General features: G+C 72.3%; 30 protein-coding genes. 18 read left to right on the top strand and 12 right to left on the bottom strand.

Features of this window, described 5'->3' with window-relative positions:
* Positions 1 to 38: 38 nt before the first annotated feature.
* The 6 genes from P5G50_RS02515 to P5G50_RS02490 all read right to left on the bottom strand — a co-directional run bounded on the left by P5G50_RS02515 (position 39) and on the right by P5G50_RS02490 (position 4,501).
* Positions 39 to 992 (bottom strand): hypothetical protein, encoded by a 954-nt coding sequence (locus tag P5G50_RS02515; RefSeq protein ID WP_301212777.1) that lies wholly within the window; start codon positions 990 to 992, stop codon positions 39 to 41.
* Positions 993 to 1,006: 14 nt separating this feature from the next.
* Complete coding sequence (locus tag P5G50_RS02510) at positions 1,007 to 1,270, bottom strand: DUF7218 family protein (protein WP_301212778.1); 264 nt, start codon at positions 1,268 to 1,270, stop codon at positions 1,007 to 1,009.
* 114 nt (positions 1,271 to 1,384) lie between these two features.
* Entirely contained in the window at positions 1,385 to 2,038 is a 654-nt protein-coding gene (locus tag P5G50_RS02505; RefSeq protein ID WP_301212779.1) for a hypothetical protein, read from the bottom strand.
* Positions 2,039 to 2,071: 33 nt separating this feature from the next.
* Positions 2,072 to 3,649 carry an FAD-dependent oxidoreductase gene (locus P5G50_RS02500; protein ID WP_301212781.1) on the bottom strand — a complete coding sequence of 526 codons (1,578 nt, stop codon included), beginning with the start codon at positions 3,647 to 3,649 and terminating at the stop codon, positions 2,072 to 2,074.
* A gap of 113 nt (positions 3,650 to 3,762) precedes the next feature.
* The gene (locus P5G50_RS02495; protein WP_301212784.1) at positions 3,763 to 4,041 is read right to left on the bottom strand and encodes a hypothetical protein; all 279 of its coding nucleotides are present in this window, start codon (positions 4,039 to 4,041) and stop codon (positions 3,763 to 3,765) included.
* 127 nt (positions 4,042 to 4,168) lie between these two features.
* Positions 4,169 to 4,501: a hypothetical protein gene (locus P5G50_RS02490; protein WP_301212785.1), complete on the bottom strand. Its 333-nt coding sequence runs from the start codon at positions 4,499 to 4,501 to the stop codon at positions 4,169 to 4,171.
* An 89-nt stretch (positions 4,502 to 4,590) separates the two neighbouring features.
* On the opposite strand from P5G50_RS02490, the gene P5G50_RS02485 reads away from it, so the two are divergent.
* The 3 genes from P5G50_RS02485 to P5G50_RS02475 all read left to right on the top strand — a co-directional run bounded on the left by P5G50_RS02485 (position 4,591) and on the right by P5G50_RS02475 (position 6,967).
* On the top strand, positions 4,591 to 5,202 hold the full coding sequence (locus P5G50_RS02485; protein WP_301212786.1) for a flavodoxin family protein: 612 nt from the start codon (positions 4,591 to 4,593) through the stop codon (positions 5,200 to 5,202).
* Between the two features lie 57 nt (positions 5,203 to 5,259).
* Positions 5,260 to 6,048, top strand: coding sequence for a putative protein N(5)-glutamine methyltransferase (locus P5G50_RS02480; RefSeq protein ID WP_301212787.1), 789 nt, complete (start codon positions 5,260 to 5,262; stop codon positions 6,046 to 6,048).
* Positions 6,049 to 6,148: 100 nt separating this feature from the next.
* Positions 6,149 to 6,967, top strand: a complete 819-nt coding sequence (locus P5G50_RS02475; protein ID WP_301212788.1) for a TspO/MBR family protein — start codon at positions 6,149 to 6,151, stop codon at positions 6,965 to 6,967.
* Between the two features lie 30 nt (positions 6,968 to 6,997).
* On the opposite strand, the gene P5G50_RS02470 is transcribed toward P5G50_RS02475, so the two are convergent.
* Positions 6,998 to 7,699: a GNAT family N-acetyltransferase gene (locus P5G50_RS02470; protein ID WP_301212789.1), complete on the bottom strand. Its 702-nt coding sequence runs from the start codon at positions 7,697 to 7,699 to the stop codon at positions 6,998 to 7,000.
* A gap of 126 nt (positions 7,700 to 7,825) precedes the next feature.
* Here P5G50_RS02470 and P5G50_RS02465 point away from each other — a divergent pair, with 126 nt between their 5' ends.
* From P5G50_RS02465 to P5G50_RS02455, 3 genes are read left to right on the top strand one after another with little or no spacing between them, the layout of a single operon-like run.
* Positions 7,826 to 8,239 carry a hypothetical protein gene (locus P5G50_RS02465; RefSeq protein WP_301212790.1) on the top strand — a complete coding sequence of 138 codons (414 nt, stop codon included), beginning with the start codon at positions 7,826 to 7,828 and terminating at the stop codon, positions 8,237 to 8,239.
* Positions 8,236 to 8,430 (top strand): helix-turn-helix transcriptional regulator, encoded by a 195-nt coding sequence (locus tag P5G50_RS02460; RefSeq protein ID WP_301212791.1) that lies wholly within the window; start codon positions 8,236 to 8,238, stop codon positions 8,428 to 8,430. The genes P5G50_RS02465 and P5G50_RS02460 overlap by 4 nt, the downstream gene beginning before the upstream one ends.
* A 59-nt stretch (positions 8,431 to 8,489) precedes the next feature.
* On the top strand, positions 8,490 to 9,413 hold the full coding sequence (locus P5G50_RS02455) for an AEC family transporter (protein WP_301212792.1): 924 nt from the start codon (positions 8,490 to 8,492) through the stop codon (positions 9,411 to 9,413).
* Positions 9,414 to 9,835: 422 nt separating this feature from the next.
* Here the strand turns inward: P5G50_RS02455 and P5G50_RS02450 are convergent, their stop codons facing one another.
* The gene (locus P5G50_RS02450) at positions 9,836 to 10,441 is read right to left on the bottom strand and encodes a TOPRIM nucleotidyl transferase/hydrolase domain-containing protein (protein ID WP_301212793.1); all 606 of its coding nucleotides are present in this window, start codon (positions 10,439 to 10,441) and stop codon (positions 9,836 to 9,838) included.
* A gap of 140 nt (positions 10,442 to 10,581) precedes the next feature.
* Between P5G50_RS02450 and P5G50_RS02445 the strand changes: the two genes are divergently transcribed.
* On the top strand, positions 10,582 to 10,920 hold the full coding sequence (locus P5G50_RS02445) for a hypothetical protein (protein WP_301212794.1): 339 nt from the start codon (positions 10,582 to 10,584) through the stop codon (positions 10,918 to 10,920).
* Positions 10,921 to 11,198: 278 nt separating this feature from the next.
* On the opposite strand, the gene P5G50_RS02440 is transcribed toward P5G50_RS02445, so the two are convergent.
* A complete protein-coding gene (locus tag P5G50_RS02440; protein WP_301212795.1) occupies positions 11,199 to 11,807 on the bottom strand; it encodes a hypothetical protein in 609 nt (202 codons plus the stop codon).
* A 47-nt stretch (positions 11,808 to 11,854) separates the two neighbouring features.
* Entirely contained in the window at positions 11,855 to 12,292 is a 438-nt protein-coding gene (locus tag P5G50_RS02435) for a hypothetical protein (RefSeq protein ID WP_301212796.1), read from the bottom strand.
* A 100-nt stretch (positions 12,293 to 12,392) separates the two neighbouring features.
* On the opposite strand from P5G50_RS02435, the gene P5G50_RS02430 reads away from it, so the two are divergent.
* On the top strand, positions 12,393 to 13,322 hold the full coding sequence (locus P5G50_RS02430) for an aldo/keto reductase (RefSeq protein WP_301212797.1): 930 nt from the start codon (positions 12,393 to 12,395) through the stop codon (positions 13,320 to 13,322).
* Positions 13,323 to 13,402: 80 nt separating this feature from the next.
* Complete coding sequence (locus tag P5G50_RS02425; RefSeq protein ID WP_301212798.1) at positions 13,403 to 14,752, top strand: GDSL-type esterase/lipase family protein; 1,350 nt, start codon at positions 13,403 to 13,405, stop codon at positions 14,750 to 14,752.
* Between the two features lie 59 nt (positions 14,753 to 14,811).
* Here the strand turns inward: P5G50_RS02425 and P5G50_RS02420 are convergent, their stop codons facing one another.
* Positions 14,812 to 15,732 carry a 5'-3' exonuclease gene (locus P5G50_RS02420; RefSeq protein ID WP_301212799.1) on the bottom strand — a complete coding sequence of 307 codons (921 nt, stop codon included), beginning with the start codon at positions 15,730 to 15,732 and terminating at the stop codon, positions 14,812 to 14,814.
* A gap of 117 nt (positions 15,733 to 15,849) precedes the next feature.
* Here P5G50_RS02420 and P5G50_RS02415 point away from each other — a divergent pair, with 117 nt between their 5' ends.
* From P5G50_RS02415 to P5G50_RS02375, 9 genes are all read left to right on the top strand, one after another.
* Positions 15,850 to 16,305, top strand: coding sequence for an SRPBCC family protein (locus P5G50_RS02415; protein ID WP_301212800.1), 456 nt, complete (start codon positions 15,850 to 15,852; stop codon positions 16,303 to 16,305).
* Between the two features lie 43 nt (positions 16,306 to 16,348).
* Positions 16,349 to 16,753 carry an NUDIX domain-containing protein gene (locus tag P5G50_RS02410; RefSeq protein ID WP_301212801.1) on the top strand — a complete coding sequence of 135 codons (405 nt, stop codon included), beginning with the start codon at positions 16,349 to 16,351 and terminating at the stop codon, positions 16,751 to 16,753.
* A gap of 121 nt (positions 16,754 to 16,874) precedes the next feature.
* Complete coding sequence (locus tag P5G50_RS02405; RefSeq protein ID WP_435870816.1) at positions 16,875 to 17,927, top strand: LacI family DNA-binding transcriptional regulator; 1,053 nt, start codon at positions 16,875 to 16,877, stop codon at positions 17,925 to 17,927.
* A 78-nt stretch (positions 17,928 to 18,005) separates the two neighbouring features.
* Complete coding sequence (locus tag P5G50_RS02400) at positions 18,006 to 19,694, top strand: xylulokinase (protein WP_301212803.1); 1,689 nt, start codon at positions 18,006 to 18,008, stop codon at positions 19,692 to 19,694.
* On the top strand, positions 19,691 to 20,395 hold the full coding sequence (locus tag P5G50_RS02395; RefSeq protein WP_301212804.1) for an L-ribulose-5-phosphate 4-epimerase: 705 nt from the start codon (positions 19,691 to 19,693) through the stop codon (positions 20,393 to 20,395). Before P5G50_RS02400 ends, P5G50_RS02395 begins: the two co-directional genes overlap by 4 nt.
* A complete protein-coding gene (gene araA, locus P5G50_RS02390; protein WP_301212805.1) occupies positions 20,395 to 21,906 on the top strand; it encodes an L-arabinose isomerase in 1,512 nt (503 codons plus the stop codon). The genes P5G50_RS02395 and araA overlap by 1 nt, the downstream gene beginning before the upstream one ends.
* Before the next feature lie 161 nt (positions 21,907 to 22,067).
* Positions 22,068 to 22,433 carry a VOC family protein gene (locus P5G50_RS02385; protein ID WP_301212806.1) on the top strand — a complete coding sequence of 122 codons (366 nt, stop codon included), beginning with the start codon at positions 22,068 to 22,070 and terminating at the stop codon, positions 22,431 to 22,433.
* A 139-nt stretch (positions 22,434 to 22,572) separates the two neighbouring features.
* Positions 22,573 to 23,448: an NAD(P)H-binding protein gene (locus P5G50_RS02380; protein WP_301212807.1), complete on the top strand. Its 876-nt coding sequence runs from the start codon at positions 22,573 to 22,575 to the stop codon at positions 23,446 to 23,448.
* Between the two features lie 73 nt (positions 23,449 to 23,521).
* Positions 23,522 to 23,827 carry a hypothetical protein gene (locus P5G50_RS02375; RefSeq protein ID WP_301212808.1) on the top strand — a complete coding sequence of 102 codons (306 nt, stop codon included), beginning with the start codon at positions 23,522 to 23,524 and terminating at the stop codon, positions 23,825 to 23,827.
* 19 nt (positions 23,828 to 23,846) lie between these two features.
* On the opposite strand, the gene P5G50_RS02370 is transcribed toward P5G50_RS02375, so the two are convergent.
* Positions 23,847 to 24,515 carry a response regulator gene (locus P5G50_RS02370; RefSeq protein ID WP_301212809.1) on the bottom strand — a complete coding sequence of 223 codons (669 nt, stop codon included), beginning with the start codon at positions 24,513 to 24,515 and terminating at the stop codon, positions 23,847 to 23,849.
* Between the last annotated feature and the right edge of the window lie 65 nt (positions 24,516 to 24,580).

The raw sequence follows: 24,580 nt of genomic DNA, 5'->3' as shown, positions 1-24,580 counted from the left end.
CGCCGAGTACGCGGAGAATCCGCGTACTCGACGGTTTGTCAGTCCTCGTCCTGGAGGGTGCGGAGGGTGCGCTCGGCGTCGCGGAGCGCGCTCTGCGCCGCGGCCACCCTTTTGCGGAGGTCGCGCTCGGCCGCCTTGCTGTCGGCGAGCTCGTCGGCGACGCGCTGGAGGCGCCGCTCCAGGGAGTCGCGCTCGGCCTCCAGGTCGGTGCGGCGGTCGACCTCCTCGTCCAGCTCGTCGTCAAGCTCTTCGGCATCCTCGCGGGCGCGCTCGACGGCCTTCTCTGCGGCGCGGAGGCGGCGCTGTCGCTCCCGGCGCTCGCTCGCGGACTCCCGGGAGTCGGGTTCGGGCTCGGGCTCAGGTTCCGGCTCGGGTTCCGGCTCGCGCTCGGCCTTGGGCGCCGAGGTCGCCTTCGACGCACGCTTCGGCACGGCCGCCGTGCTGGCCTTCCGGGTCCGCGACGACGCTCCCTTCTCACTCGGCGCCTCCGGCTCGTCGCCGGCCTCCTCCTCCGCCGCCTCCACCTCGATCGGCACCGCGACCGCGTCCTCGATGTCGACCTGGTCGACCCCGGTCGACTCGAGCGCCCGGACGAGCAGACCGCTGCGCACCGCCGCCGCGGCCGCGGGGTCGATGACGGCGGCCTGGAGGGTCTCCTCCACCTCCCGCTGCACGCTCGCGCTGACGTCGAGCCCCGTGATCGCGCGCTGGAGGACCCGCTGCCGCTGCTGCGTCAGCTCGCGGATGGCCTCGCGGTCGCGGTCGGCGAACGCCTCCCGCATCCGGTCGCCGACGTCGAGCACGTCCTGGATGACCTCGCCGCGCTCGCGCACGAGCGCGTTGATCGCGGCGGCGGCCGCCGATGGCTTGCGCAGCGCCTTGATCTGCTTCGCGAGCGCGCGGTCGGCCTCCTTCGCCGCCGCGGCCCGTTCCGCCACGAAGTCCCCCGGCGCGACCGCGTACAGCTCGTCGGCCACCGTGCGCAGGTCCATGCGGGGGAGTGTACTCAGTGGTCGCGCAGCTCCTTGACCAGCTCGCCCTTGTTCTTCTTGGAGTAGCCGCTGAGGCCCAGCTCCTTGGCGCGCTTCTTCAGCTCGGGCACCGTCATGTCGTCGTACGAGCCGGCCTTGCCGCCCTTCGTGCCGACCGACTTCCGGCCGCGGGCGGCGGCGGCATTGGAGATGCGGGCCGCCTTCTCCTTCGAGTCGCCCTCGTCGCGGAGCTTCTCGTACAGTTCTCGGTCCTTCAGCTGGGGCTGTCGTCCGGGCATGTCGTCTCCTTCCATCGACATGACGCACGGTACGCCGCCCTCGGCGCACGTCGAACCCCGGACACGACGAAGGGCCGCGGCGCAGTGCCGCGGCCCTTCGTGTGCGAGCGGGTGTTACGCGCGCGGCGCCTTCGACGCCTTCACCGCGTTGAAGTACTCGGTGGAGGGGCGCAGCCACATCAGCACGACGGCGACGATGGAGGCCACGACCTGCAGGGCGCCCAGGCCGAAGCCGGCGATGATGTTCAGCAGCGACAGGGCGGTGAGCACCGTGAGGACGATGCGGGCCCAGTTGGCGCCGCGGCGCATGAAGAACGCGAACACCACGAAGACGACGGCCCAGAAGATCAGGGTCACGATCGCCCAGGTGATGCCGAGGCCGATGGCGGCGTCGACGACCTGCTGCGCCTGCGAGGCGTCGACGGAGCCCTGCGTCTGCAGGCTCTGGAGCAGCGAGTCGCGGGTGCCGCCGATGGTCGCGAGCGTGATGATCCCGCCGATGACGCTGAGGAGCGCCGAGGCGATGAACAGCCAGAACGCGACGTTGACCGGGGTCGGCGGCGCGGTCGGGGCGGCGACCGGCGCGCCGGTGGCCGAGGAGGCGGGGTAGGCGCCGGGCGCGGGAGGCGCGGGCGGCGGGTTGTAGGACGCGGCGGACGGGGCGGGCTCTGCCGGCGGGACCGGCGCGGCCGGGGGCACCGGCGGCACGGAGCCGGGAGTGTTGCCCGCGGCGGGCTGCTGCGGCGTGTTCTCGTCAGGAGTGCTCATGCACGCCAGATTACTGCCATATCAGATTCTGTACTAGGCCTGTGAAGAAGCCTCGCCCGAGGTGAAATCACGGTTGTTCTCATGATCGGCGCCCACCGACTCGCCGACGACGGCCGCCAGCGGCTGCGTCGCCGGTCCTTCCAGCACCGTCCCGTCGGGCGCGAACCGCGAGCCGTGCAGCGGGCAGTCCCACGAGCGCTCGGCGTCGTTCCACCGCACGACTCCGCCCAGGTGGGTGCACACCGCGCTCACCGCGCACGTGACGCCGCCGACGGTGGAGACGGCCGTCGGCGCCCGTCCGTGGCGGCCGACCACGCCCTCCCCCTCGGCGGGCGGTTCGGCGCCGGCGAGATCGGGACCGGTCTCCGCGTTCGTCCACTCGGTCACCGCCGCCGCGCCGACGGCGGCGTTCATCTTGGCGCCCGCAGCGAGGTCGGCGGGGCGGGTGACGCGGTGATGGAGGGTGCGCGCCCACTCCAGCGTCTCTCCGGTCAGGTCGGCTGTCAGGCTGAGCGCGGCGGCGACGGCGTTCGTCAGCCCCCACTTCGCGTAGCCCGTCGCCAGGTACACGCGGCCCCTGCCGCGCGGCAGCCAGCCGACGAACGGGACCCGGTTGGCCGAGCGGTAGTCCTGGGCCGACCACCAGTGCATCCTCTCCGCCCCCGGGAAGTGCTGGGCGGTCCACGAGGTCAGATCGGCGACGCGGTCGGAGGTCACGCCGCCACGGCCTCCCGGATGCCCGTTGCCGCCGACCAGCAGCAGCTCGCCGTCGTCGACCGGCACCGACCGCAGCGAGCGCGTCGGCGAGTCGGCCGATAGGTACATGGACCGCGGGATGCCGCCCGGCACCCGGAAGGCCGCCACGTAGGAGCGCAGCGGCTCGACCTTCGCGAAGTAGAGGCCACGGTCGAGGATGGGCGTGCCGGTCGCGAGGATGAGCTGCTTGGCGCGCGTGCGACCGGACGTGCTGGTGATGGTCACGGGGTCGCCGGCCGACACCGCGGTCACCCGTTCGCCCTCGACGATGCGCCCGCCGAGCCTCCGCAGCTCCGTCGCGAGGGCGGCCAGAACCTCGAGCGGGTGCACCTGGGCCTGGTCGCGCAGGGTGAGTGCGCCCTCCACCGCGAACGGCAGCTCGCAGCTGCGCTCCTCGGTGGCCGCGTCGAGTCCCGCGGCCCGCAGCGCCGCCAGCTCGGCGTCGAGCTTGTCGAGGCCGTCGAGGGTGGTCGCGTAGGTCACCGCGTCGCGCAGCTCGTACGGCACCCCCTGCTCGTCGAGGAAGTCGAGCAGCCAGCCGCGTCCGGCGATGTTGCCGTCGACGTAGGCGCACAGGTTGCGGTCGGAGGTGTGCTTGCGGATGCCGGAGAGCGTCGTGCCCTGCAGCAGGCTCACCTTGCCGGTCGTGTTGCCGGTCGTGACGGCACCGACCGTCCGCGCCTCCAGCACGGTCACCCGCATGCCGGCGCGGGCCAGCATGACGGCGGTGGCGAGGCCGGTCAGCCCCGCGCCGACGACGACCGTGTCGTACTCGCCGTCCCACTCGAAGCGGTCGGTGGGGAGGGCGGGCGCGGTCTCGAGCCAGAGCGATGCGCTCGCGGGGATCGTCGACATGCGACGAGCATCCTCCCTGGGCGCGTGCGAGGGAACCGCTTGACGTCAGATGACGGCGGGAGTGATGGAGGAAGCGAACAGCGAGGCGGCGGGTCGGTCAGCGCCTCGCGCGCTCAGGCCAGCGAGTCGAAGTCGAACCAGAAGGCGTCGTCGTCCTCCTCCGACTCTCCGTTGTGGCCGACAGGCTCGCGAGGGATGGTCGCGGTCTCGATGCGCACGCGGGTCTGCGCCGTGACGAAGATCTCGCTCGGCGGCCGGCTCGACTGCGTGACCGCGACGAAATCGCCGTTGTTCCGGCTCGCCTGCACCACACGGCTCTTCAGCTCTTCGACCGGAGCCCGGTCGACGAAGGTGAACCTCAGGTCGTCGATGTAGACGTGGAACACCTGCATGCGCCCCTCTCCCGATCATCGATGTCTGCTGCGATAGTACGCGGGGATCGGGAATGCACCAGTCCGAGGGCGCCCGCGCTGAGCCGTGCGCAGCGCGGAGCGGCCGACACCGGCCTCACGGAGAACGTCATAGGAAGTCGAGGTCGATGCCCTCGGCGTCCTCCGTCCCTGACTCGACGAAGGTCGCCTTGCGCGGCCCCAGCTCCTGCGTCTTCTGCTCGATGTCGGCGACGAACTCCGTGTCGACGAGATCGTCGCCCTCGCCGTCGTCGACGAGGATCTGGCTCGCGGGCCCGAGCAGCATGAGGACCTCGCCCTGCTGGCCGTTCTCCATCACGGCGGGGGCATGCACTTCGGCTGCGGCGTTGTTGATGGCGAGGGCCGCCGCGTAGGCGACCAGCGCTTCGGCGATGGCGTCCCCCGTCAGCAGCGATCCGCTCGCATAGTGGATGCGCTTCATGGCACCCATTCGTACGTGCGGCCTCCCGAGAGGTCAAGGCCCGGCGGAAGGGGTTGATTCCGGCGGAAGGGGCGCGTTCACTCGCGGGCATGACGGATGCCGCCCGACCTCTGACCGCCCTCGCCCTCGTGTGCACGCTCAAGGCGTCGCCCGCGGAGTCCAGCAGTCAGCTGCTCGCCAAGCAGCTCCTCGACGAGCTCGCCACCCACGACGTGACCGGCACCGCCGTGCGGCTGGCCGACTTCGACATCAAGCCCGGCGTGGAGGTGGACGAGGGAGACGGCGACGAGTGGCCGCGCATCCGCGAGCAGGTGCTGGCCTCCGACATCCTGATCATCGTGACCCCGACGTGGATGGGCCATATGTCGTCCATCGCGCAGCGCGCGCTGGAGCGCCTCGACGCCGAGCTGTCGGAGACGGACGACAACGGCCGCCCGCTCGTCGAGGGCAAGGTCGCGATCGCGGGCGTCGTCGGCAACGAGGACGGCGCCCACAAGATCATCGCCGACCTGTTCCAGGCGCTGAACGACGTCGGCTTCAGCATCCCGTCGCAGGGCGCCACCTACTGGAACGGCGAGGCGATGGGCTCGGTCGACTACAAGGACCTCGACGAGACGCCGGAGTCCGTGGCCAGCACGAACGCGAGCGTCGCGCACAATGCCGCGCACCTCGCGCGGCTGCTGGGGGAGCGGCCGTACTGACGCGGTCGTGCTGGGGGCCCGAGGTGGCCATCGCGCTGCGGTCGCTAGCATGACCGGGTGATCCCGGCCGAACCCTCTCTCGTCGCGCGCCTACGCGCAGCGGGCTGCGTGTTCGCGGAGGAGGAGGCGTCGCTGCTCAGCGAGGCGGCCGCGGGCGACGCGGGCGTGCTCGAATCGCTGGTCGCGCGCCGGGTCGCCGGCGAGCCGTTGGAACCGCTGCTGGGCTGGGCGGAGTTCGGCGGCCTCCGCGTCCGCGTGCTGCCGGGGGTCTTCGTGCCGCGGCGGCGCACCGAGTTCCTCGCGTTGCGGGCGGCTGAGCTCGCGGAGGCGGCCCTCGTTGCTCGCGGATCCACGATCGCTCTCGATCTGTGCTGCGGCGCCGGTGCGATCGGAGCGGTCGTCGCGTCGCGCGTGCCGGCGGCGGAGGTGTGGGCGACCGACGTCGATGAGGAGGCTGTGCGCTGCGCCCGGCTCAACCTCCCGCCCGAGCGCGTCCTCGTGGGCGATCTCTTCGCGCCGCTGCCCGCCTCCGTCCGCGGCCGGATCGACGTGATCGCGGTGAACGCGCCCTACGTGCCCACCGCCGAGATCGTCCGCATGCCGGTGGAGGCGCGCCTCCACGAGCCCGGGATCGCCCTCGACGGCGGCGCCGACGGGCTCGACCTGCACCGCCGGATCGCCGCCGAGGCGGTGCAGTGGCTGGCCCCGGGTGGCGTGCTGCTGATCGAGGCGAGCGAGCGCCAGGCGCCGGTGTCGGCCGGGCTGTTCTCGGCGGCGGGGATGGAGGCCGTGGTGGAGTCGTCGGAGGAGCTGGCGGCGACGGTGGTGGTGGCGCGGCGGGCGTGAGGTCGGTGGGTGCTGTGGGCGTGCCGTTCCGGGCCGTCGCGTTCTGGGGCCGCCGCTCCGTCCCTTCCGGGAGGTGGTGCTGCGGTCTACCGTGGCGCGCATGAGCACGCTGACCCGACGCGCGACCCAACCGCTGGCCGTGGACCGGGTGCGTCAGATCGTCATCCTGATCGGCGCGGTCGTCGCGATCATCGGCGCCTTCGTCGGCTCCGGCGCGGTCGTCGGCACACCCATCCAGAAGGTGGCGGGAGGCGCGCTCTCGGCCGACGCCACCTTCGTCGCGCCGGCGGGTCCCGCCTTCGCGATCTGGTCCGTCGTCTATGCGGGGCTCGCCCTGTACGCGATCTGGCAGGCGTTGCCGTCGCAGGCCGCGCGGGAGCGGCAACGGGTGCTGGGCTGGTGGGTCCTCGCCTCCCTGCTGCTCAACGCCGCCTGGATCCTCTCGGTGCAGGCTGGCCTGCTCGGCCTGAGCGTCGCGGTGATCGTGGCGCTGCTGGCGGTGCTCGTGACGGCGTTCGTGCTGCTGCGGCGGCACCCGTCGGAGTCGACCGCCGACGCCGTGCTCCTCGACGGCACGATGGGCCTCTACCTCGGCTGGGTGATGGTCGCCACGGTCGCGAACGTCACCGCATGGCTCACCGCGGCCGGCTTCGACGGCTTCGGCTGGAGCCCCCACGCCTGGGCGCTGGCCCTGCTCGCCGTCGTCGCGGTCCTCGGCTCGTCGCTCGCGATCTGGAGCCGCGGCCGCCTCACCCCCTCCCTGGCGCTGGCCTGGGGGCTCTGCTGGATCGGCGTCTCCCGCCTCACCGGGGAGCTGCTCTCGGCCCCGGTCGCTGTCACGGCCTTCGCCGCCGCGGCGATCGTGCTGCTGGTCACGGTGGCCGTCCGCGTCGCGCGCGGACCGATGCGGCGCGACTGAGGCTCGGGAGCAGCACGGGACGCATTCCGCTCACGCGGCGAACCGCCGCACCCGTCCGTGCTCGGTGAACCCCAGCCGTCGGTAGATCCCGACGCCATCGGGGGAGGCGGTGAGCACGGCCACTGTCGCACCGAGTCGCCGCCCGGCCTCGGTGGCCGCCGCGGTCAGCGCCGTGCCGATTCCGCGTCCTCGATGGTCGGCGGACGTGACCACATGCTCCACGGATACAGCGCCACCGGCGGCGATCGCTGCGGCGCACCCCACGGGGATGCCGTCGACCTCGGCCAGCAGGTAGCGGGCGGCATCGCCGGCGCGGAGAAGCCCGACCCGGATCGTGTTCACGGTCTCGTCCGGGAGGGTGGTGCCGACCCACACGCGCACCCAATCGGCGAGGTCGTCCGGACCGGCGTGGTCGACTTCTCGGATGCGGTACGGCGCCGCTTCGGCCGTGGCGGAGTCCATGGGAGTCATCCCTTCCGCCGGGTGCGAGAGCGGCATCGCCATGAGGGGCTCCTCCTCCACGAACCTGAAACCCCGCTCCACCAGCGCCGCCTCGATGTCATAGACGGGATCGCCTGGCCAGGAGTGCCAGAGCGCGGGGATATCACCTATCGCACGCTGCGCCTCGTCGACCCGGTCGGAAGGTATCTGCAGCACGCCGTTGAGCTCCTCATGCGGCGCCCCGGTTCGGAACCATGCCCACCCGGACTCGTGTTCGCCGTCGCCGCGCACGACATGCGTCGCGACGAACGCATCGCGGGCGGGGAGCGGGAGCAACTGGGGCACCCCTCCAGCATTCCGCATTTCGCGCTGTAAAGGAAGCTTGACTTTTCAGCGAGCACCCGGCACCCTGGACGTATGACAAGCACACTTGACACCACCCCTGGGCCCTCCGAGCGAGCCCGCAACCGGCGGTTCGGTCTCACATTCACGATCGCCATGGTCGCGTACGGCGTCGTGCTCGTCGTCTCCATCGTGTGGGGCGACCTGGACGGCACCAGCCCGTGGCGCTTCGCGTGGGCGCTCGCACCGGTCGTGCCGGTGGCCGCCGCGGCCGCCCTCCTCATCCGGTACGTGGTGCGATCGGACGAGTACGAACAGATCCGCACCTTCAAGGCGCTCGGCGTGGGCTTCGTGGTCGCGATGCTGCTGGCCGTGGTCGCGGGCTTCCTCGGCATCGCGGGCCTCGACATCCCCGGCCTGGGCTGGTGGCTCTACAGCGGAGGCATGCTCGGCTGGCTCGCCGCCACGATCGCGATGCCCCGACGATGAAGAACACGCTCCGCGAGCTGCGCGAGGAGCGCTCCTGGTCGCAGGGCGCTCTCGCCGAGCAGCTCGGGGTCTCGCGGCAGACGGTGAACGCCCTGGAGACCGGCCGCTACGACCCGTCCCTCCCTCTCGCCTTCCGCATCGCCCGTCTCTTCGGCCGCTCGATCGAGGAGGTGTTCGAGCCGGAGGAGTGACCTGTCGCAGGCTGGCCGGACGCCGGGCCCCACCTCCCGCTCGTCGCTAGGCTGGCCGGGTGGGCGGCGTACTGACCGGGTTCGGGATCATCGCCTTCGTCATCCTCGTCGGTTACCTCGCCGGGCGTGCCGGGATCGGCGGGCCGTCCGCCGGCTTCGTGCTCAACCGGATCGCGTTCTTCGTCACGAACCCGGCCCTCCTGTTCGTCACCCTGGCGCACGCGGATCTGCGGGTCGTGTTCTCGTCGCAGCTGCTCGTCGGCGGGATCGCCGCCGTCCTGTCGGGAGGGCTGTACCTCCTGCTGTCGCGGCTGTTCTTCCGCCGGCCCGTGCCCGAGACGACCATCGGCATCCTCGGCTCCGGCTACGTGAACGCCAACAACATCGGCCTCCCGGTCGCCGTCTACGTGCTCGGAAGCGCCTCCTATGTGGCGCCGGTGCTCCTGCTGCAGCTGATCGTGTTCGCACCGGTCGCCCTGACCGTGCTGGACATCGGGAGTCGCGGCACGGTGTCGCTGCGCTCGATCCTCACCCAGCCGGTGCGGAACCCCATGATCATCGCGTCCGTGCTCGGCATCCTCGTCGACGTGACGGGACTGCCCGTCCCGGAGGCCGTGTTCCAGCCGTTCGAGCTGCTCGGCGGCGCCGCCGTCCCCCTCGTGCTCATGGCGTTCGGGATGTCGCTCCACGGTTCGCGTCCCCTCCAGGCCGGGCACGGCCGCGCCGAGATCGTCACGGGTGTCGTGCTGAAGACAGCGGTGATGCCCGTGATCGCGTTCCTCCTCGCGCGCGCCTTCGGCCTGGACGGCCACGCCCTGTTCGCCGCGGTCGCGCTCGCCGCCCTCCCCACCGCCCAGAACGTCTTCAACTTCGCCGCCCGCTACGACCGCGGCGTCGCGGTGGCCCGCGACACCGTCCTCCTCACGACGATGTTCGCCGTCCCGGCCCTGCTCCTGATCGCAGCGGTGCTGGCGCCGGCGTGACCCGGTGACCCGCCCGCTGGAAGCGGAGGATGGTGTGGCGGCCAGAGCCCGAGGCTCCTCCCTTTGCCGCCCGGCGGCGGCGCGTCGTCACGCGTTTCCTCCGTCTCCAGCCGAGCACCCCGTGAGGTGCGCGGGGCGCGGTGCCCGGTGCCCGGTGCCCGGGCGGTGGGCCCGTGGGGTGGGTCTGTGTGCCGGCCCTGTGTGGTTGCCGGTGCCGGGTGTCCGGCGGTGGGTCTGTGTGCCGGCCCTGTGTGGTTGCCGGTGCCGGGTGTCCGGCGGTGGGTCTGTGTGCCGGCCCGGTGTGCTCGCCGTTGCCGGGGGTCGGCCTCGGAGCACCCGTGAAGCCCGGGCGCCCGGCGGTCGGCCCGCGGCGCGACACCTCTGGGCAGCACCGAACAGCCCTGCCGCGGGTGGCCTCCGCTTCACATCCCCAACGCACCCCGGAGCGCGGTGGGCACCCGCTCCGGAGGGAGCGCGGAGGTGAGCACCCTCGCGTACTGCTCTTTGCGTCCGGACGTCGTGCCGAGGAAGCGGTGCAGCTGCTCCTCCACCGCCCGCCCGCGCTGGGCCGGCTGGCGCTGGAACCGGCGGAACAGCTGGAGGTCGCGCTCGCCCTCCAAGGCATCCTCGGTCGCAGCGATGCCGAGCGCGGCGATCAGCTCGCCTTCGAGGTCCGGGCGGCATACGTGTACATCGGTCAGTCCGGCCCTCTCGTAGAACCGGATCTCGCCGGCGTCGCAGAGCCCGCGGATGCGCAGCGATCGGCCCGTCTCCTGAACGGCCGCAACGTAGCGCCGCACGCTCATCGCGCCGCCCATGGGCACGACCGCGATCCGCGACTCCTGCAGGTCGAGCCCGAGAAGGCGGGCCGCCTCGCGCACCGCGACGCGATCGCTCTCTCCCTCGACGAGGACGAGCGCCGCCACATCGGAGGCCGCCGCGGGACTGAGTGGCGCCGAGCGGGCGGCCCACGCAGCGAGAGCGTCCTCGAGACGGAGGGCGCCGGTCGCAGGCGAGGTGGGGGCCACGCGGCCATTGTGCTCCTGGTGGGGCGTCGTCGTCTCGGCGACCTCTCGCTCGACCCTGCCACGTGCGCCGAAGTCGCCGGTCGCCCGCCTCGGGTGCAACCCCCTGTCGCGACCCGGCGGGCGCGCGTACCGTGCCGGGCATGAAGGTTCTCATCTTTGCGGCGGGTGTGGCCGTCGGATTCGTGATCGGTTCGCGCGCCGGACGCGGCGCGTACGAAAACATGAAGCACAAGTGGCAGGGCTTCTCGGAGTCGGACCAGGTGCAGCAGGTCAAGGGCGACGTCAAGGACTTCGCCGGGAGGGCGGCGTCGCAGGTCGGCGACAAGGTGAGCGAGGCGGTCGGCAAGGCGACCGACAAGGCCTCCTCGAAGCTCGACGACCTCACCGGCAAGAGCGGGAACGGCTCGACCGGCAGCGGCTCGACCGGCACTGGCTCGACCGGCACTGGTTCGACAGGAGCCGCAGCGCCCGCGAACTGACGCGGCGTCGACCGAGGAGCATGCCCGCGCCTTCGGTGATCGGAGGCGCGGGTGTCGGCTCTGGCAGCTGTTAGTCGTCGCCTCGCCGCTGGATGTCGCTGGAAGCCCGGGCGTTGGAGCCGATGGATATCGGGCGCCGGCGCGGGGCCGCATCTGCGGCACGCGTTGCGCGCCCGGCGTCGCTCACCCTGCGACGTTTGAGCCCCGGTGCTGCCCCACGCCCCGCGGAACCGCTCGAAAGCCACCTTCGGCATTCCGGCCCGCGCTCCTGCGAATCCTCACGCACCCTCCGGTGGGTGAGCCAGCAAATCCGCGCGCTCCTCCACGTACGCGCGGAAGTCGCGCGCATCCGCGTCCGCCACGGCCGCGCTCCAGCGCACGAGCACGCGCCCGTCGCGCAGCAGCAGAGGTCCGGCCGAGGTCGACAGCGACTCCGCGTCCAGCCGGATCGCGGGCGCGTCGAAATTGACGGTCGCGCCCGACGGGATGTGCCCCCGCTCGGCCGCGGCACGGTAGGCGCGGCGCGTCTCCGCCGACAGTGACACGTACTGGGTGCGGCCGGGTGTCGTCGCGCGGATGAGGTTGCCGGTGGCCCAGAGCTGCACCGCATCCGGCGGAGACGCAGGAGCGGGTTGCCGCGTCCGGCCCTCCGCCGGGACTCCGAGCAGGACGACACCGAGGCGCCAGACCCGGCCGATCGGCCGCAGCACGGGCTCGCGACGGATGAACAGGGTCCGCCGGTCGGTGATCAGCTCGGCGAGAAGCTCGGTGCGCGCGCCGGCCTCGCTCAGCCGAGCGATCGTCGCGGCGAGGGTTTCGCGGACGGCGGCGACGGCCTCCTCGGCGTTCTCACGCGCCGGCGGCCGTTCCTGGTTCCGCTCGTCCACCCGTCGAGACTACGACCGCGGACGGCCGTGGGCAGAGTCCTCGGCGGTCAGTGCGGGAGCGCGTGGATGCTGAACGAGTTGTCGTCCGTCACGAGCAGCAGCTCGACGCCCTCCTCGTGCCGGAGCACCACCAGAGCCGAGCTGTCGCCCTCTACTACGCGCTCGACCTGGCGCAGGAAGATGGCGGCCATCTCGGCACTCACCCGGAACTGCCGGCCCAGCGCGGTCACGATGTACCGAGGCGCCCTGATCGCAGCGGAGACGCCGGAGGTGGCCTCGGGGGTCGTCGTGTCAGTGCCGGTGATCTTTGCGGGAAGCGTCGTCGAGTGAGCCGTCGTCACGTGAGCCGTCGTCGCGTCGGCGGCCGGGGAGGCCACCGTGTGCTTGTCCGCGGCGCGCTTCGTGTCCGGGCGCGCCTTCTGGCCGATCATGGCCTCGGCTCGGAAGCTCTCGACCGCCACTCGTGCCTCGGGTGTCATCGTCATAAGAGCCTCCTTCATCCCGGCAGCGAGTCCTCCGGGACTATCGACGGTAGACGCATATCCGGCATGAGACAGGGGCTTGACGAAAGGCATGATGGTAGTCATGAGAAACGTCACGCTTCCGGGAATCGACGTCCCCGCCTCCAACATCGTGCTCGGTCTGATGCGCATCGAGCCGCTCGACGACGAGCAGCTGCGGAGCCTCGTCCGTACCGCCCGCGACTCCGGTGTCACCGTCTTCGATCACGCCGACATCTACGGTGCCGAGCGCCACGCCTGCGAGCGCCGGTTCGGCGATGCGGGCGCGCTTCCCGCCGCGGAGCGCGACCAGGTGATCATCCAGTCGAAGGTCGGCATCCGCGACGGGTACTTCGACTTCTCGCGCGAGCACATCCTCCGCACCGTCGATGAATCGCTGGAGGCTCTGCGCACCGACTACCTCGACCTCCTGCTCCTGCACCGGCCGGACACCCTGGTCGAGCCCGAGGAGGTCGCGGCCGCGTTCGACGAGCTGGAGCGGGCCGGCAAGGTCCGCGCGTTCGGCGTCTCGAACCACACGCCGGGCCAGATCGAGCTGCTCAAGCGCTGGGTGCGGCAGCCGCTGGTGGCGAACCAGGTACAGCTGAGCATCACGCACGCGCCGCTGATCGCGCAGGGTGTGGCGGCGAACATGGCCGGCCTCGACCAGTCGATCGTCCGCGACGTCGGACTGCTCGACTACAGCCGTCTGCACGACATCACGCTGCAGGCGTGGTCGCCGTTCCAGAAGGGCTTCTTCGACGGCGTGTTCCTCGGCGACCGCGAACAGTACGCAGAGCTGAACGACGTGATCGACGAGCTCGCGGCGGCCTACGACGTGACTCCGACCGCCATCGCCGTCGCCTGGATCACCCGCCACCCGGCCGGCATGCAGGTCGTCCTCGGCACGACGAACGAGCAGCGCGTCCGGGACTCGGCGGCCGGCTCCGACCTGCCGCTCACCCGTGAGGAGTGGTACCGCCTCTTCCGCGCAGCGGGCCACATCCTGCCGTAAGCGAACATCTGCCGCCACGCCCCGCGCGCCGCCCGCCCCGACGAACGGCCGGACGCCGCGGGGCGGGATACGGTCGATGAGTGGACCACGCCGACGCCCCGCCCTTGCATCGACGCCTGCCGTCGCGGGAGGGGCAGGAGGCGGGGGGCGTGGAGGCTCCGGTGCCGGTCGCGGTCGAGGCGGCGCGCGACGGCGTCTCCGCGGCCGCCGACCCCCGCCAGCGCCTGAAGCCCTCACCCCGTTGGTCCCTCCTCTCGCGACTCATGTGGCGTTTCCGGGCGGCGCGGGCGCGTGCCGAGATCGCCCGTCCGCATGACACCCCGCAGGCGTTCGCGGCGGGACGCCGGAGCCTCCGAATTCTGCTGGTCGGCTCCGGTCCGGCGGCGGGCTGGGGCGTCGCCAGCCACGACCTCGCTCTGCCCGGTGCGCTGGCGCGGGCCCTGGGCGCCACCACCGGGCGCGGCTGCGTCGTCGACGTGCTGCCCCATCCCTCCGCCGGCGTCGCCCGCCTGAACCGGCTGCTCGCCAAGACCGACCTCGACCGCTACGACGCCGTGATCCTCAGTGCCGCGGTCACGGACGCCCTCCGCGGCGCCCGGCCCGATCGATGGGCGGCGCGCACGAGGACGCTCCTCCGGCGCGCCCGCGGTGACGAGGGCCGGCCGGTGGTCTGGCTGGGCGCCCAGCCGATCGGGTCGATCCGGCCCTACGACACGCCGCTCAGCGAGCCGGTGCAGCGGCACGCCGATCGCCTCAACGTGGAGGCCCGGCTCGCCTGCGCGGACGAAGGCGCCGTCTTCGTCGCGCTGCCGGAACCGGGGCCTCCCTCCTCTCGCGGCCGGCACCGCTCTCCCGCCCAGTACCTCTTCTGGGGCAGACACATCGCGGACAGTGTGGCGGTCGCCCTGGAGTCCTGCCCGAGCCTCCTCCGGAGCGACCCGGCCCACGGTGCCGAGCGTCGCGTCGACGCGATCGAACGGCTGCGCCTCGCCGAGCGTTCACGAGACCCGCAGCTCGACCGCCTGGTGGGGACGGCGCGCCGCACGCTCGGCACGGAGATCGCGATGTTCACCGTGCTGGACGCCGAGAAGGAGTGGCCACTCGCCTCCGTCGGCGCCACCCTCCGCGAGATCCCGATCGAGCAGTCGGTGTGCCTCCACACCATCCGCTCGAGCGACGGCGTGGTGGTGCCGAACGCCGAGGACGACGGCCGGTTCGCGGAGAGCGACCTCGTGACCGGCCCCGCGCACCTGCGCTTCTACGCGGGCTATCCGGTGGAGGCCCCGGACGGTACCCGTATCGGAGCGCTCTGCGTCTTCGGCCGCTCGCCCCGCGACCCCGTCGAGTCCGAGAGCGACCTCGACGTGCTCCGCGAGCTCGCGCTGCTGGCCCAGCGCGAGCTGTGGCGGTTCACCTCGGAGGAGCCGTGAGGCCGCGCCGGCAGATCCGTCCAGCACCCCGTCGCACCAGCACCCTCACTCCAGCACCCTCACTCCAGCACCGACAGCAGCCGCTGCAGCGAGCCGCCGAGTCCGTAGCGCTCGCCGAGAGCCTCCACCTCCTCCCTGCGATCCGCCGCCGGGGCGTGCAGTCGCGCATCCACGACGGGCAGGTCGAGATCGCGCACGACCTCCACGACGCGCGGGGCCACGGCGAGGTAGTCGGCTGCGGACGTGAACCTCGAGCGCATGGCCGGCTTCATGCTGCTGGACGGGTCTGCCGCGGCGGCGATGATCCCCTGAAGGTCGCCGTACTCGAGCAGCAGGGAGGCCGCGGTCTTCTCGCCGATGCCGGCGACACCCGGAAGGCCGTCCGAGGTGTCGCCGCGCATGACGGCGAAGTCGGCGTACTGGCGGGGCAGCACTCCGTACTTCGCCACGACCTTCTCGTCGGTGAGCACCTCGAGGTTGCTCATGCCGCGAGCGGTGTAGACGACGCGCACACCGGACGCGTCGTCCACCAGTTGGAAGAGGTCACGGTCGCCGGTGACGACGTCGACCGGTCCGCGGGTACGCGTGGCCAGCGTGCCGATGACGTCGTCGGCCTCATGCTCGGCGGCGCCGACGATCGGGATGTCGAGGGCGGTCAGCACCTCTCGGATGATGGGGACCTGAGCGACCAGAGCCTCCGGCATCTCCTCGACATCGACCCCTCCCGGAACGGTCGTGGCCACGCGATGGGCCTTGTAGCTCGGGATGAGGTCGACCCTCCAGCCCGGTCGCCAGTCGTCGTCCCAGCAGGCGACGACCGTCTCGGGGCCGAAGTCGGCGACCAGCTTGGCGATGATGTCGAGCAGCCCGCGGACCGCGTTCACCGGCTGCCCGTCCGGTGAACGCACCGTGTCGGGCACGCCGTAGAAGGCGCGGAAGTAGAGGGAGGCGCTGTCCAGCAGCATCGTTCGTCCGGTCATGCGGTCGATCATGCCAGTCGAACGCCGGGTGGTCCACGGCGTTCGGGCCCGGAAATGCCTGCTATTCGGGGCGTTCGTGCTCTTGGCGCGGCCCGCGCCGGTGGCTAGCGTGAGCGCATGACCGAAAGCATCGTCGTCGAGCGCGACACACGCATCCTGGCATCCGCTGACGCGCTCGTGCCCTACCTCGCGGAGCTGCCCCGCTGGGTGGAGTGGTCGCCGTGGGAGGGGCTCGACTCCGACATGCGCCGTGAGTACACGGGTGACCCGGGGGCCGTGGGGTCGACGTATGCGTGGGAGGGAAACCGGAAGGCCGGCGCGGGCCGGATGCGTGTCGACGCCGTCAGGCCGGACGCTGTCGATATCGACCTCGAGTTCACCAGACCGTTCCGGTCGCGGAACGCGCTGCACTTCATCCTCGCGCCGGAGGACGGAGGGACGCGAGTGCGATGGCGCATGGAGACGCCGCGCACCCTCTGGTCGCGGTTCTTCAACATGGAGAAGCTGATCGGACCTGATTTCGAGCGCGGGTTGAAGCAGCTGCGTCAGGTCGTGGAGGCGGAGGTGAGCTGATGGGTGAGTGAGGAGGTCGTCGCCGGATGGCTAGCGTGAAGGCATGACGCTTCCCCCGCTCGCGGTCGCCGCCGTCGCTCTGATCCGTGACCGGGCGGTCCTCATGGTGACGGCGCGAGAGCGCGAGGTGCATTACATGCCAGGGGGGAAGATCGATCCGGGCGAGAGCGCGGCCCAGGCGGCTGCGAGGGAGGCGTTCGAGGAGGCGGCGCTCCCGCTGGCAGTGGACGAGCTGCGCGAGCTGTTCGATGTGCTGACGCCGGCCCATGGAGAGCACGAGGGCCGTTTGGTGCACATGCGGGTGTTCCTGGCCGAGACGGATGCGGAGCCGATGCCTTCGGGGGAGGTCGGCGCGCTGCATTGGGTGACGACGGCGGATGCGGATCGCTGCCCGCCTGCCGGACGCGAGGTGCTGCGGCTGCTTGCGGAGCGGGGGTTGATCGACTGACGTGTTGCGAGATGCGCGGCGCGGGCGCGGCGCATAGTGGCTGCGCGGTCCGTGCGCGGCTGCGGTGCGCCGCACGGCAAGCGGCCGCAAGGGGGCGCAAGCTCGCCGCTATGGTGAGACGGTGAGCGAAGGCGGGCGGGTCCCAGGTGTGAGGGAGGTCGCCGCGGCCGCGGGGGTGTCGCGCCAGACCGTGTCCCGCGTGCTCAACGACCATCCGAGCATCCGGCCGGATACGCGGGAGCGGGTGCTGGCGGCGATGGCGGAGCTGAACTTCCGTCCGAACCGGGCGGCGCGGATGCTGACCACGGCGCGGTCCCGGACGATCGGGGTGCTGGCGGCGTCGGCCTCCTCGCTGTTCGGGCCGGCGTCCAGCCTCGACGCCGTCGAGAACGCGGCTCGGGAGGCGGGCTACTTCGTCACCGTCGCGCACGTGAGCGGGCCGGAGGTGGCGGCCGTGGAGGCGGCGCTCGATCACCTGATGGCGCAGGCCGTCGAGGGGATCGTGGTGATCGCTCCGCAGCAGCGCGTTCAGGATGCGATGGCGGCGGTCTCGCTGCAGGTTCCGTCGGTGACGCTGCACGGGGCGGGGCTCGCGGGGGATGACGGTGTGTTCGTCGATCAGGTGGAGGGGGCGCGGCTCGCGACCCGGCACCTCCTGGCGACCGGGCATCGGCGGATCGCGCACCTGTGCGGGCCGGGTGACTGGTCGGAGACGCGGGCTCGTCGGGACGGGTTCCTGGAGGAGATCGCCGCGGGAGGCGAGGACGTCACGGGGATCGTCTCGCGAGAGGGCGACTGGACGGCGGAGTCGGGGGCGGCGATCGGAGCCGAGCTGCTTGCCGATCCGGAGCTCACCGCGATCTTCTCCTCCAACGACCAGATGGCGCTCGGGGTGCTCCACGCCGCGCGGGAGGCCGGGCGGCGCGTGCCGGAAGACCTGGCGGTGGTCGGGTTCGACGACATCCCGGAGGCGGCCTACTTCGCACCTCCGCTGACCACGGTGAAGCAGGACTTCGCCGAGCTCGGCCGCCGGTGCGTCGCGCGGCTGGTGGAGCGGATCGAGGGAGTCGGTGCCGTGGGCGGGGGCGGGGGCGCGGGCTCGGCGACCGGCTCGGCGACCGACTCAGCGGCGGCGCCCGTTCCGCCGCAGCTCGTGGTGCGCGCCTCGGCCTGACGTGCTTGCGCGGACCTGCACTCTCGACATACGCTTGACCACATCATGTGACCGGTCACAACGGAGTGAGGCAACACCATGTCCCCAGGCGAATCCGCCGCGCGCGCCGCTACCACCCCCGCCGACGCCATCCGCTCCGCCCGCACCGCCCTCGGCATCGAGTTCGGCTCCACGCGGATCAAGGCGTGCCTGGTCGACGCGAACGACCCCTCCATCGTCCTGGCGGTCGGCTCGCACGAGTGGGAGAACGCATACGTCGACCGCACCTGGACCTACTCCCTCGACGCCGTCTGGGCCGGGGTGCAGGAGGCGTACGCCGCGCTGGTCGCCGACGCCGAGCGCAAGCACGGGGTCCGGCCGAGCCGCGTCGGCGCCATCGGGATCTCGGCGATGATGCACGGCTACCTCGCGTTCGACGCGGCGGGCAAGCTGCTCGTGCCGTTCCGTACCTGGCGCAACACCTCCACGGGCGCCGCTGCGGCCGAGCTGAGCGAGCTGCTCGGTGTGAACATCCCGCTCCGGTGGTCGATCGCGCACCTCCACCAGGCCGTCCTGGACGCCGAGGCGCACCTCGCGAGCATCGACCACCTCACGACACTGGCCGGCTACGTCCACTGGCGGCTCACCGGGCGCACGGTGCTCGGTGTCGGCGACGCCTCCGGGATGTTCCCGATCGACCCGGCGACCGGCACCTACGACGCCGACCTGGTCGCGCGGTACGACGAGCGCGCGGCCGGACGCGTCCCGGCGCTGCGCGACCTCCTCCCTGAGGTGCTCACCGCGGGTGAGGACGCCGGCGAGCTCACCACCGAGGGCGCCGCGCTCCTGGACCCCAGCGGCGGCCTCGAGCCCGGTGCGCTCGTGTGCCCGCCGGAGGGCGACGCCGGCACCGGCATGGTCGCCACCGACTCCGTGGCGCCGCGCACCGGGAACGTCAGCGCGGGCACGAGCATCTTCGCGATGGTGGTGCTCGAGCGTCCGCTGCAGCGCGTCCATCACGAGCTCGACGTCGTCACCACCCCGGCCGGCGACCCGGTCGCGATGGTCCACTGCAACAACGGAGCCAGCGAGCTCGCCGCCTGGGCGGGCGTGTTCCAGCGGTTCGCGGAGGCGTCCGGAACCCCGCTCCACGGAGACGCGGTGTACGACGCGCTGTTCCGCGAGGCGCTCGCGGGGGAGGCGGACGGCGGCGGACTGCTCGCCTACAACTTCCTCGCCGGGGAACCGATCGCGGGGCTCGACGAAGGGCGCCCGCTCATCGTCCGCACGCCCGACAGCCGGCTCACGCTCGGCAACCTGATGCGCGCGCAGCTCTACGGCGTTTTCGGCACGCTGGCCCTCGGCATGCGCGTGCTCGACGGCGAGGGCGTTGCGCTCGACCGCATGTTCGCTCACGGCGGGATGTTCCGCACGGCGGGGGTCGCCCAGCGGTTCCTGGCGGGCGCGCTCGACGCACCGGTGTCGGTGGCCGAGACGGCGTCCGAAGGCGGCGCGTGGGGGATCGCGGTCCTGGCCGCGTTCGCGAAGCGGCAGAAGGCCGGGAGCGAAGGCCCGCTCACCCTCGCCGGCTACCTCCGCGACCACGTCTTCGGCGGGTTCTCCTTCGAGACCGTCGTCCCGCACCCCGACGACGTCGCCGGCTTCGCCGCCTACCTCGACCGCTACCGCGAGGGCCTCGTGATCGAGCGCGCCGCGGCCGCGACGGCCGCAGCCTCCACCGCCTCCACCCCCACCCCCACCCCCACCACGGAAGGAACCACCCCGTGACCACCGACCTCGAGACCCCCGCCGTCCGCGCCGTGCGCGAGCGCGTGGCGTCCCTCCACGCGGAACTGGTCCGCTACGGCCTCGTCGTCTGGACGGGCGGCAATGTGTCCGGTCGCGTGCCGGGGCAGGACCTCTTCGTCATCAAGCCGAGCGGCGTGGACTACGACGACCTCGCCCCCGAGAACATGATCCTGTGCACGCTCGACGGGGAGGTCGTACCGGGCTCCATCGGCAGCGAGCGGTCCCCCTCCTCCGACACCGCCGCGCACGCCTACGTGTACCGCAGCATGCCGGAGGTCGGCGGCGTCGTGCACACCCACTCCACCTACGCGACGGCATGGGCGGCCCGCGCGGAGGCCATCCCGTGTGTGATCACGGCGATGGCCGACGAGTTCGGCGGCGAGATCCCGGTGGGGCCGTTCGCGATCATCGGCGACGACTCCATCGGCCGCGGCATCGTGCAGACACTGACCGGGCACCGCAGCCGTGCCGTGCTGATGCAGAACCACGGCGTCTTCACCATCGGCCGCGACGCGCGCGACGCCGTGAAGGCCGCGGTCATGGCCGAGGACGTCGCCCGCACCGTCCACCTCGCCCGCCAGGGCGGCCCGCTCGTCCCCATCCCGCAGGAGGCGATCGACCGCCTCTTCGACCGTTATCAGAACGTCTACGGACAGAACCCGGAAGGATCGCTCGCCTGATGCCGAAGCTCACCACCTCCCTCGACGCCTACGAGGTCTGGTTCCTCACCGGCAGCCAGCACCTCTACGGGCCGGAGACGCTCGCCCAGGTCGCCGACCAGTCGCGCGCCATCGCCGATGAGCTGGGCGCCGCCGTGCCCGTGCGCGTGGTCTGGAAGCCGGTGCTGACCGACCCCGACGCCATCCGCCGGATCATGCTGGAGGCCAACGCCGACGACCGCGTCATCGGCCTGATCGCGTGGATGCACACGTTCAGCCCGGCCAAGATGTGGATCGCGGGGCTCGACGCGCTGCAGAAGCCGCTCCTCCACCTCCACACCCAGGCCAACGTCGAGCTGCCGTGGGGCGAGATCGACTTCGACTTCATGAACCTCAACCAGGCCGCGCACGGCGACCGCGAGTTCGGGTACATCCAGACCCGGCTCGGCGTGCCGCGCACGACCGTCGTCGGCCACGTGAGCAACCCGGCGGTGTCGAACCGTGTCTCCACGTGGATGCGCGCCGCCGCCGGCTGGGCCGCCACGCGGTCGCTGAAGCTCGCGCGCTTCGGCGACAACATGCGCTTCGTCGCGGTCACCGAGGGCGACAAGACGGAGGCCGAGCTGGTCTTCGGCGTGCAGGTCAACACCTGGGGCGTCAACGAGCTGGCCTCGGCCGTCGCGGCTGCCGCGGACGCCGACGTGGACGCGCTCGTCGCCGAGTACGAGGAGCTCTATGCCGTCGTGCCCGAGCTGCGGCGCGGCGGGGAGCGGCACCAGTCGTTGCGCGAGGGCGCGGCGATCGAGCTGGGCCTGCGCTCGTTCCTGGAGGAGGGCGGCTTCGGCGCCTTCACCACCAGCTTCGAGGACCTCGGCGCCCTCAAGCAGCTTCCCGGCCTCGCCGTGCAGCGCTTGATGGCCGAGGGCTACGGCTTCGGCGCCGAGGGCGACTGGAAGACCGCCGTGCTCGTGCGCGCCGCCAACGTGATGGGTGCCGGGCTTCCGGGCGGAGCCTCCCTCATGGAGGACTACACGTACGACCTCACGCCGGGCGACGAGCGCATCCTCGGCGCCCACATGCTCGAGGTCGCGCCCTCGCTGAGCTCGTCGCGCGCCTCGCTGGAGGTGCACCCGCTCGGCATCGGTGGCAAGGACGACCCGGTGCGGCTCGTCTTCACGGCCGACCCCGGCCCCGCGGTCGTCGTGGCGCTGTCGGACATGCGCGACCGGTTCCGCCTGGTCGCCAACGTGGTCGAGGTCGTGGAGCCCACCGCGCCGCTGCCCAAGCTGCCCGTCGGCCGCGCCGTGTGGAAGCCGGCGCCCGACTTCACCACCTCGGCCACGGCATGGCTGGAGGCGGGAGCCGCGCACCACACGGTGATGAGCACGGCGGTCGGCGTGGAGGTGTTCGAGGACTTCGCGCGCATGGCCCGCACCGAGCTGCTCGTCATCGACGAGACGACGACGCTGCGGGAGTTCCGGCGCGAGCTGGACTGGAACGCCGCGTACTACCGGCTCGCGCGGGGGATCTGAACCCTGCGCATAGGAGCTTCCGGCCGCCGGCGAGTCATCGCGTCGGCGGCCGGAGCTGTTTTCGGTCGTCGTGTTGGCGGGCGCTTGCGCTTCCCCCTTTGCAGGCATTCTCGGGCGTCGACGCTCTTGTCCGGCGTGGAGGGCCGCGATTGGATGGCCGCATGAAGATCACCAAGCAGATCACCGTGTTCGACACGCCCGATCTCGACGCCGAGGCGGGGTTCTGGGCGCGCCTCCTGGGCGGAGAGGTCCGCGACGCCGACGAGGGCGATTGGCGCACGGTCGCCGTCGACGGGGAGCCGCGGCTCGGCTTCCAACTCGCGCCGAACCACGAGCGTCCGCAGTGGCCCGACGGCGCTCAGCAGCAGTTGCACCTCGACCTCTACGTCGACGACATCCGCGAGGCGCACGAACACGCGCTGTCGGTGGGCGCGAAGCTGCTGCGGCCGGCCGCCGATCTGGACGCGGCGGAGGGGTTCCAGGTGTACGAGGACCCGTCGGGTCACCCGTTCTGCCTGTGCTGGTGAGGGGGCGCGGAGCGGTGAGGAGTGCTGCGGGTGAGGTGGGCGGCCCGGCGGCGGGTCTGCTGGCGGCGGGCCTGCTGGCGGAGGGTCCGCTGGCGGAGGGCGTGCCGGCGACGGGTACGCCGGTGAGGGGTGCACGGCGATGAGCGGGCTGGAGGCGAGAGCGTTGCCCGCGGTGGCGGTCACGGGTGTGACCGGGACGGTCGGACGGCTCACGGCGGACGCGCTGGCGGATGCGGGAGTGCCGTTCCGGATGGTCGCGCGGTCGCCGGAGCGGGCGCCGCACTATCCGGGGAGCAGCGTCGTCGCGGCATCCTACGGCGATGCGGAAGCGGCTCGAGCGGCGCTGGAGGGTGTGGAGACGCTGTTCATGGTGTCCGCGGCGGAGGATGCCGAACGGCTCGCCCAGCACCGGTCGTTCGTCGACGCCGCCGCCGACGCCGGGGTGCGGCACATCGTGTACACGTCGTTCTTCGGCGCGTCTCCGACGGCGACGTTCACGCTGGCGCGCGACCATGCCGCGACGGAGGGGTTCGTCCGGGAGACGGGGATCGCCCACACGTTCCTCCGCGACAACCTGTACCTCGACTTCACGGAGAACATGGTCGGCGACGACGACGTGATCCGCGGCCCGGCGGACAGCGGGCGCGCGGCGATGGTGGCGAGGGCCGATGTGGCGCGGGTCGCCGCGGTGGTGCTCCAGCATCCACACGAGCACCGCGACGTCACGTACGACCTCACCGGCCCGGAGGAGCTGACCTTCGCGGAGGTGGCTGAGACGCTGAGCAGGCACTTCGGCCGGCCGATCTCGTTCCACGACGAGACGATCGACGAGGCCTACGCGTCGCGCCGACGCTGGGAGGCGCCCCCATGGCAGTACGACGCCTGGGTCTCCACGTACACCGCCGTCGCCGCCGGAGAGCTCGCCGGCGTGACGGACCACGTGGAGCGCGTCACCGGGCGTCGTCCGCTCTCGCTGGGCGAGTACCTGCGCGGGAAGGAGGCGCGTAGGGGATGACGTGACGCAGGAGGCGTTCGCGAAGCGAATCCGCGGGACTGGGCTTTTCGCGAAGCGGGCGGACAATGTCGACATGCGCAGGGGCGACGGGGTGACGAGCGACGGAGCCGGGCAGGCTGGCGGCGGTCAGCCGGAACGCCGCACGAGCGAGCCCGGCCCCGCTGAGAAGGTGCCATGCCCCCGATGCGGAGCACGCGCACAGGTCACACCCAACCCGTACTTCGGGACCGGGCTGGCCGTGCACCGGGCCGTCCTGCTCTGCGCGGCGTGCGGCTACGCCGGCCTGCAGGACAACGAGCCGAGCGTCGTGGAGAGCACTCCTCCGGCGCTCCCGGTCGGACCGGTGCAGCGCGTCCTTGCGCTGATCCGCCACGCGTGAGGGGCTGGTCCCGCGCCCCTCACCGGATCCGCACGCGCCCCTGCTGCCACAGCCGCGTCGCGACGACGCGCGGGTTCGCCTGCTCGTCCGCGTCCGCCCCGATCGCGGTGTAGAGCCGCGCGAGGAGCGTCTCGGCGGCGCGGACGCTCGTGCCGCGTTCGGCGGCGATGCGGCGGGTGGAGGCTCCGGCCGCGACCAGGCGCAGCACCTCCGCCTGGGCGCGCGTGACGGTGCGCACGTCGCCCTCGGGCTCGGACGCGCCGTGGGCGCCGCCCGCGATGGCGGTCTGCACGGCGTCCGCGAGGAGGGAGGCGTCGCGCACCTGCGACTTCACCAGGTACACGACCGACGGCGGCAGCGAGGCGTCGCCGACCGCGAGCTCGGGCGAGAGGTGCGAGGTCAGCACGACCAGGCCGACCCAGGGGAGCTCGCGGTGGACCCGCCAGAGCAGCTCGGCCCCGGAGCCGCCCGCTCCGAAGTCGAGGTCGGTGACGACCGCGTTGGGGTCGGACGCCTCGATCGTCTGCCAGGCCTGCTCGACTGTGGTCGCCTGCGCCGCGTCGAAGCCGAGGGCGCGCAGGGCCGAGGCGACCATCGAGGCCGTGAAGACGTCGTCGTCGGCCACGACGACGCTGAGGGTGCGCTGCCGCGGTGCTGACACGCCCTCCTGGGCGGGGCTGTCGCTCATCGACCTCGCTCACCGGTTGTCTGACTCATGACCAGTATCAGGTGGCCCCGCGCGGCGCGCCGGTC

The sequence above is a fragment of the Leifsonia williamsii genome (genome assembly GCF_030433685.1).
Taxonomy (GTDB): Bacteria; Actinomycetota; Actinomycetes; order Actinomycetales; family Microbacteriaceae; genus Leifsonia; species Leifsonia williamsii.
This window is presented reverse-complemented; position numbering and strand designations above follow the sequence as displayed.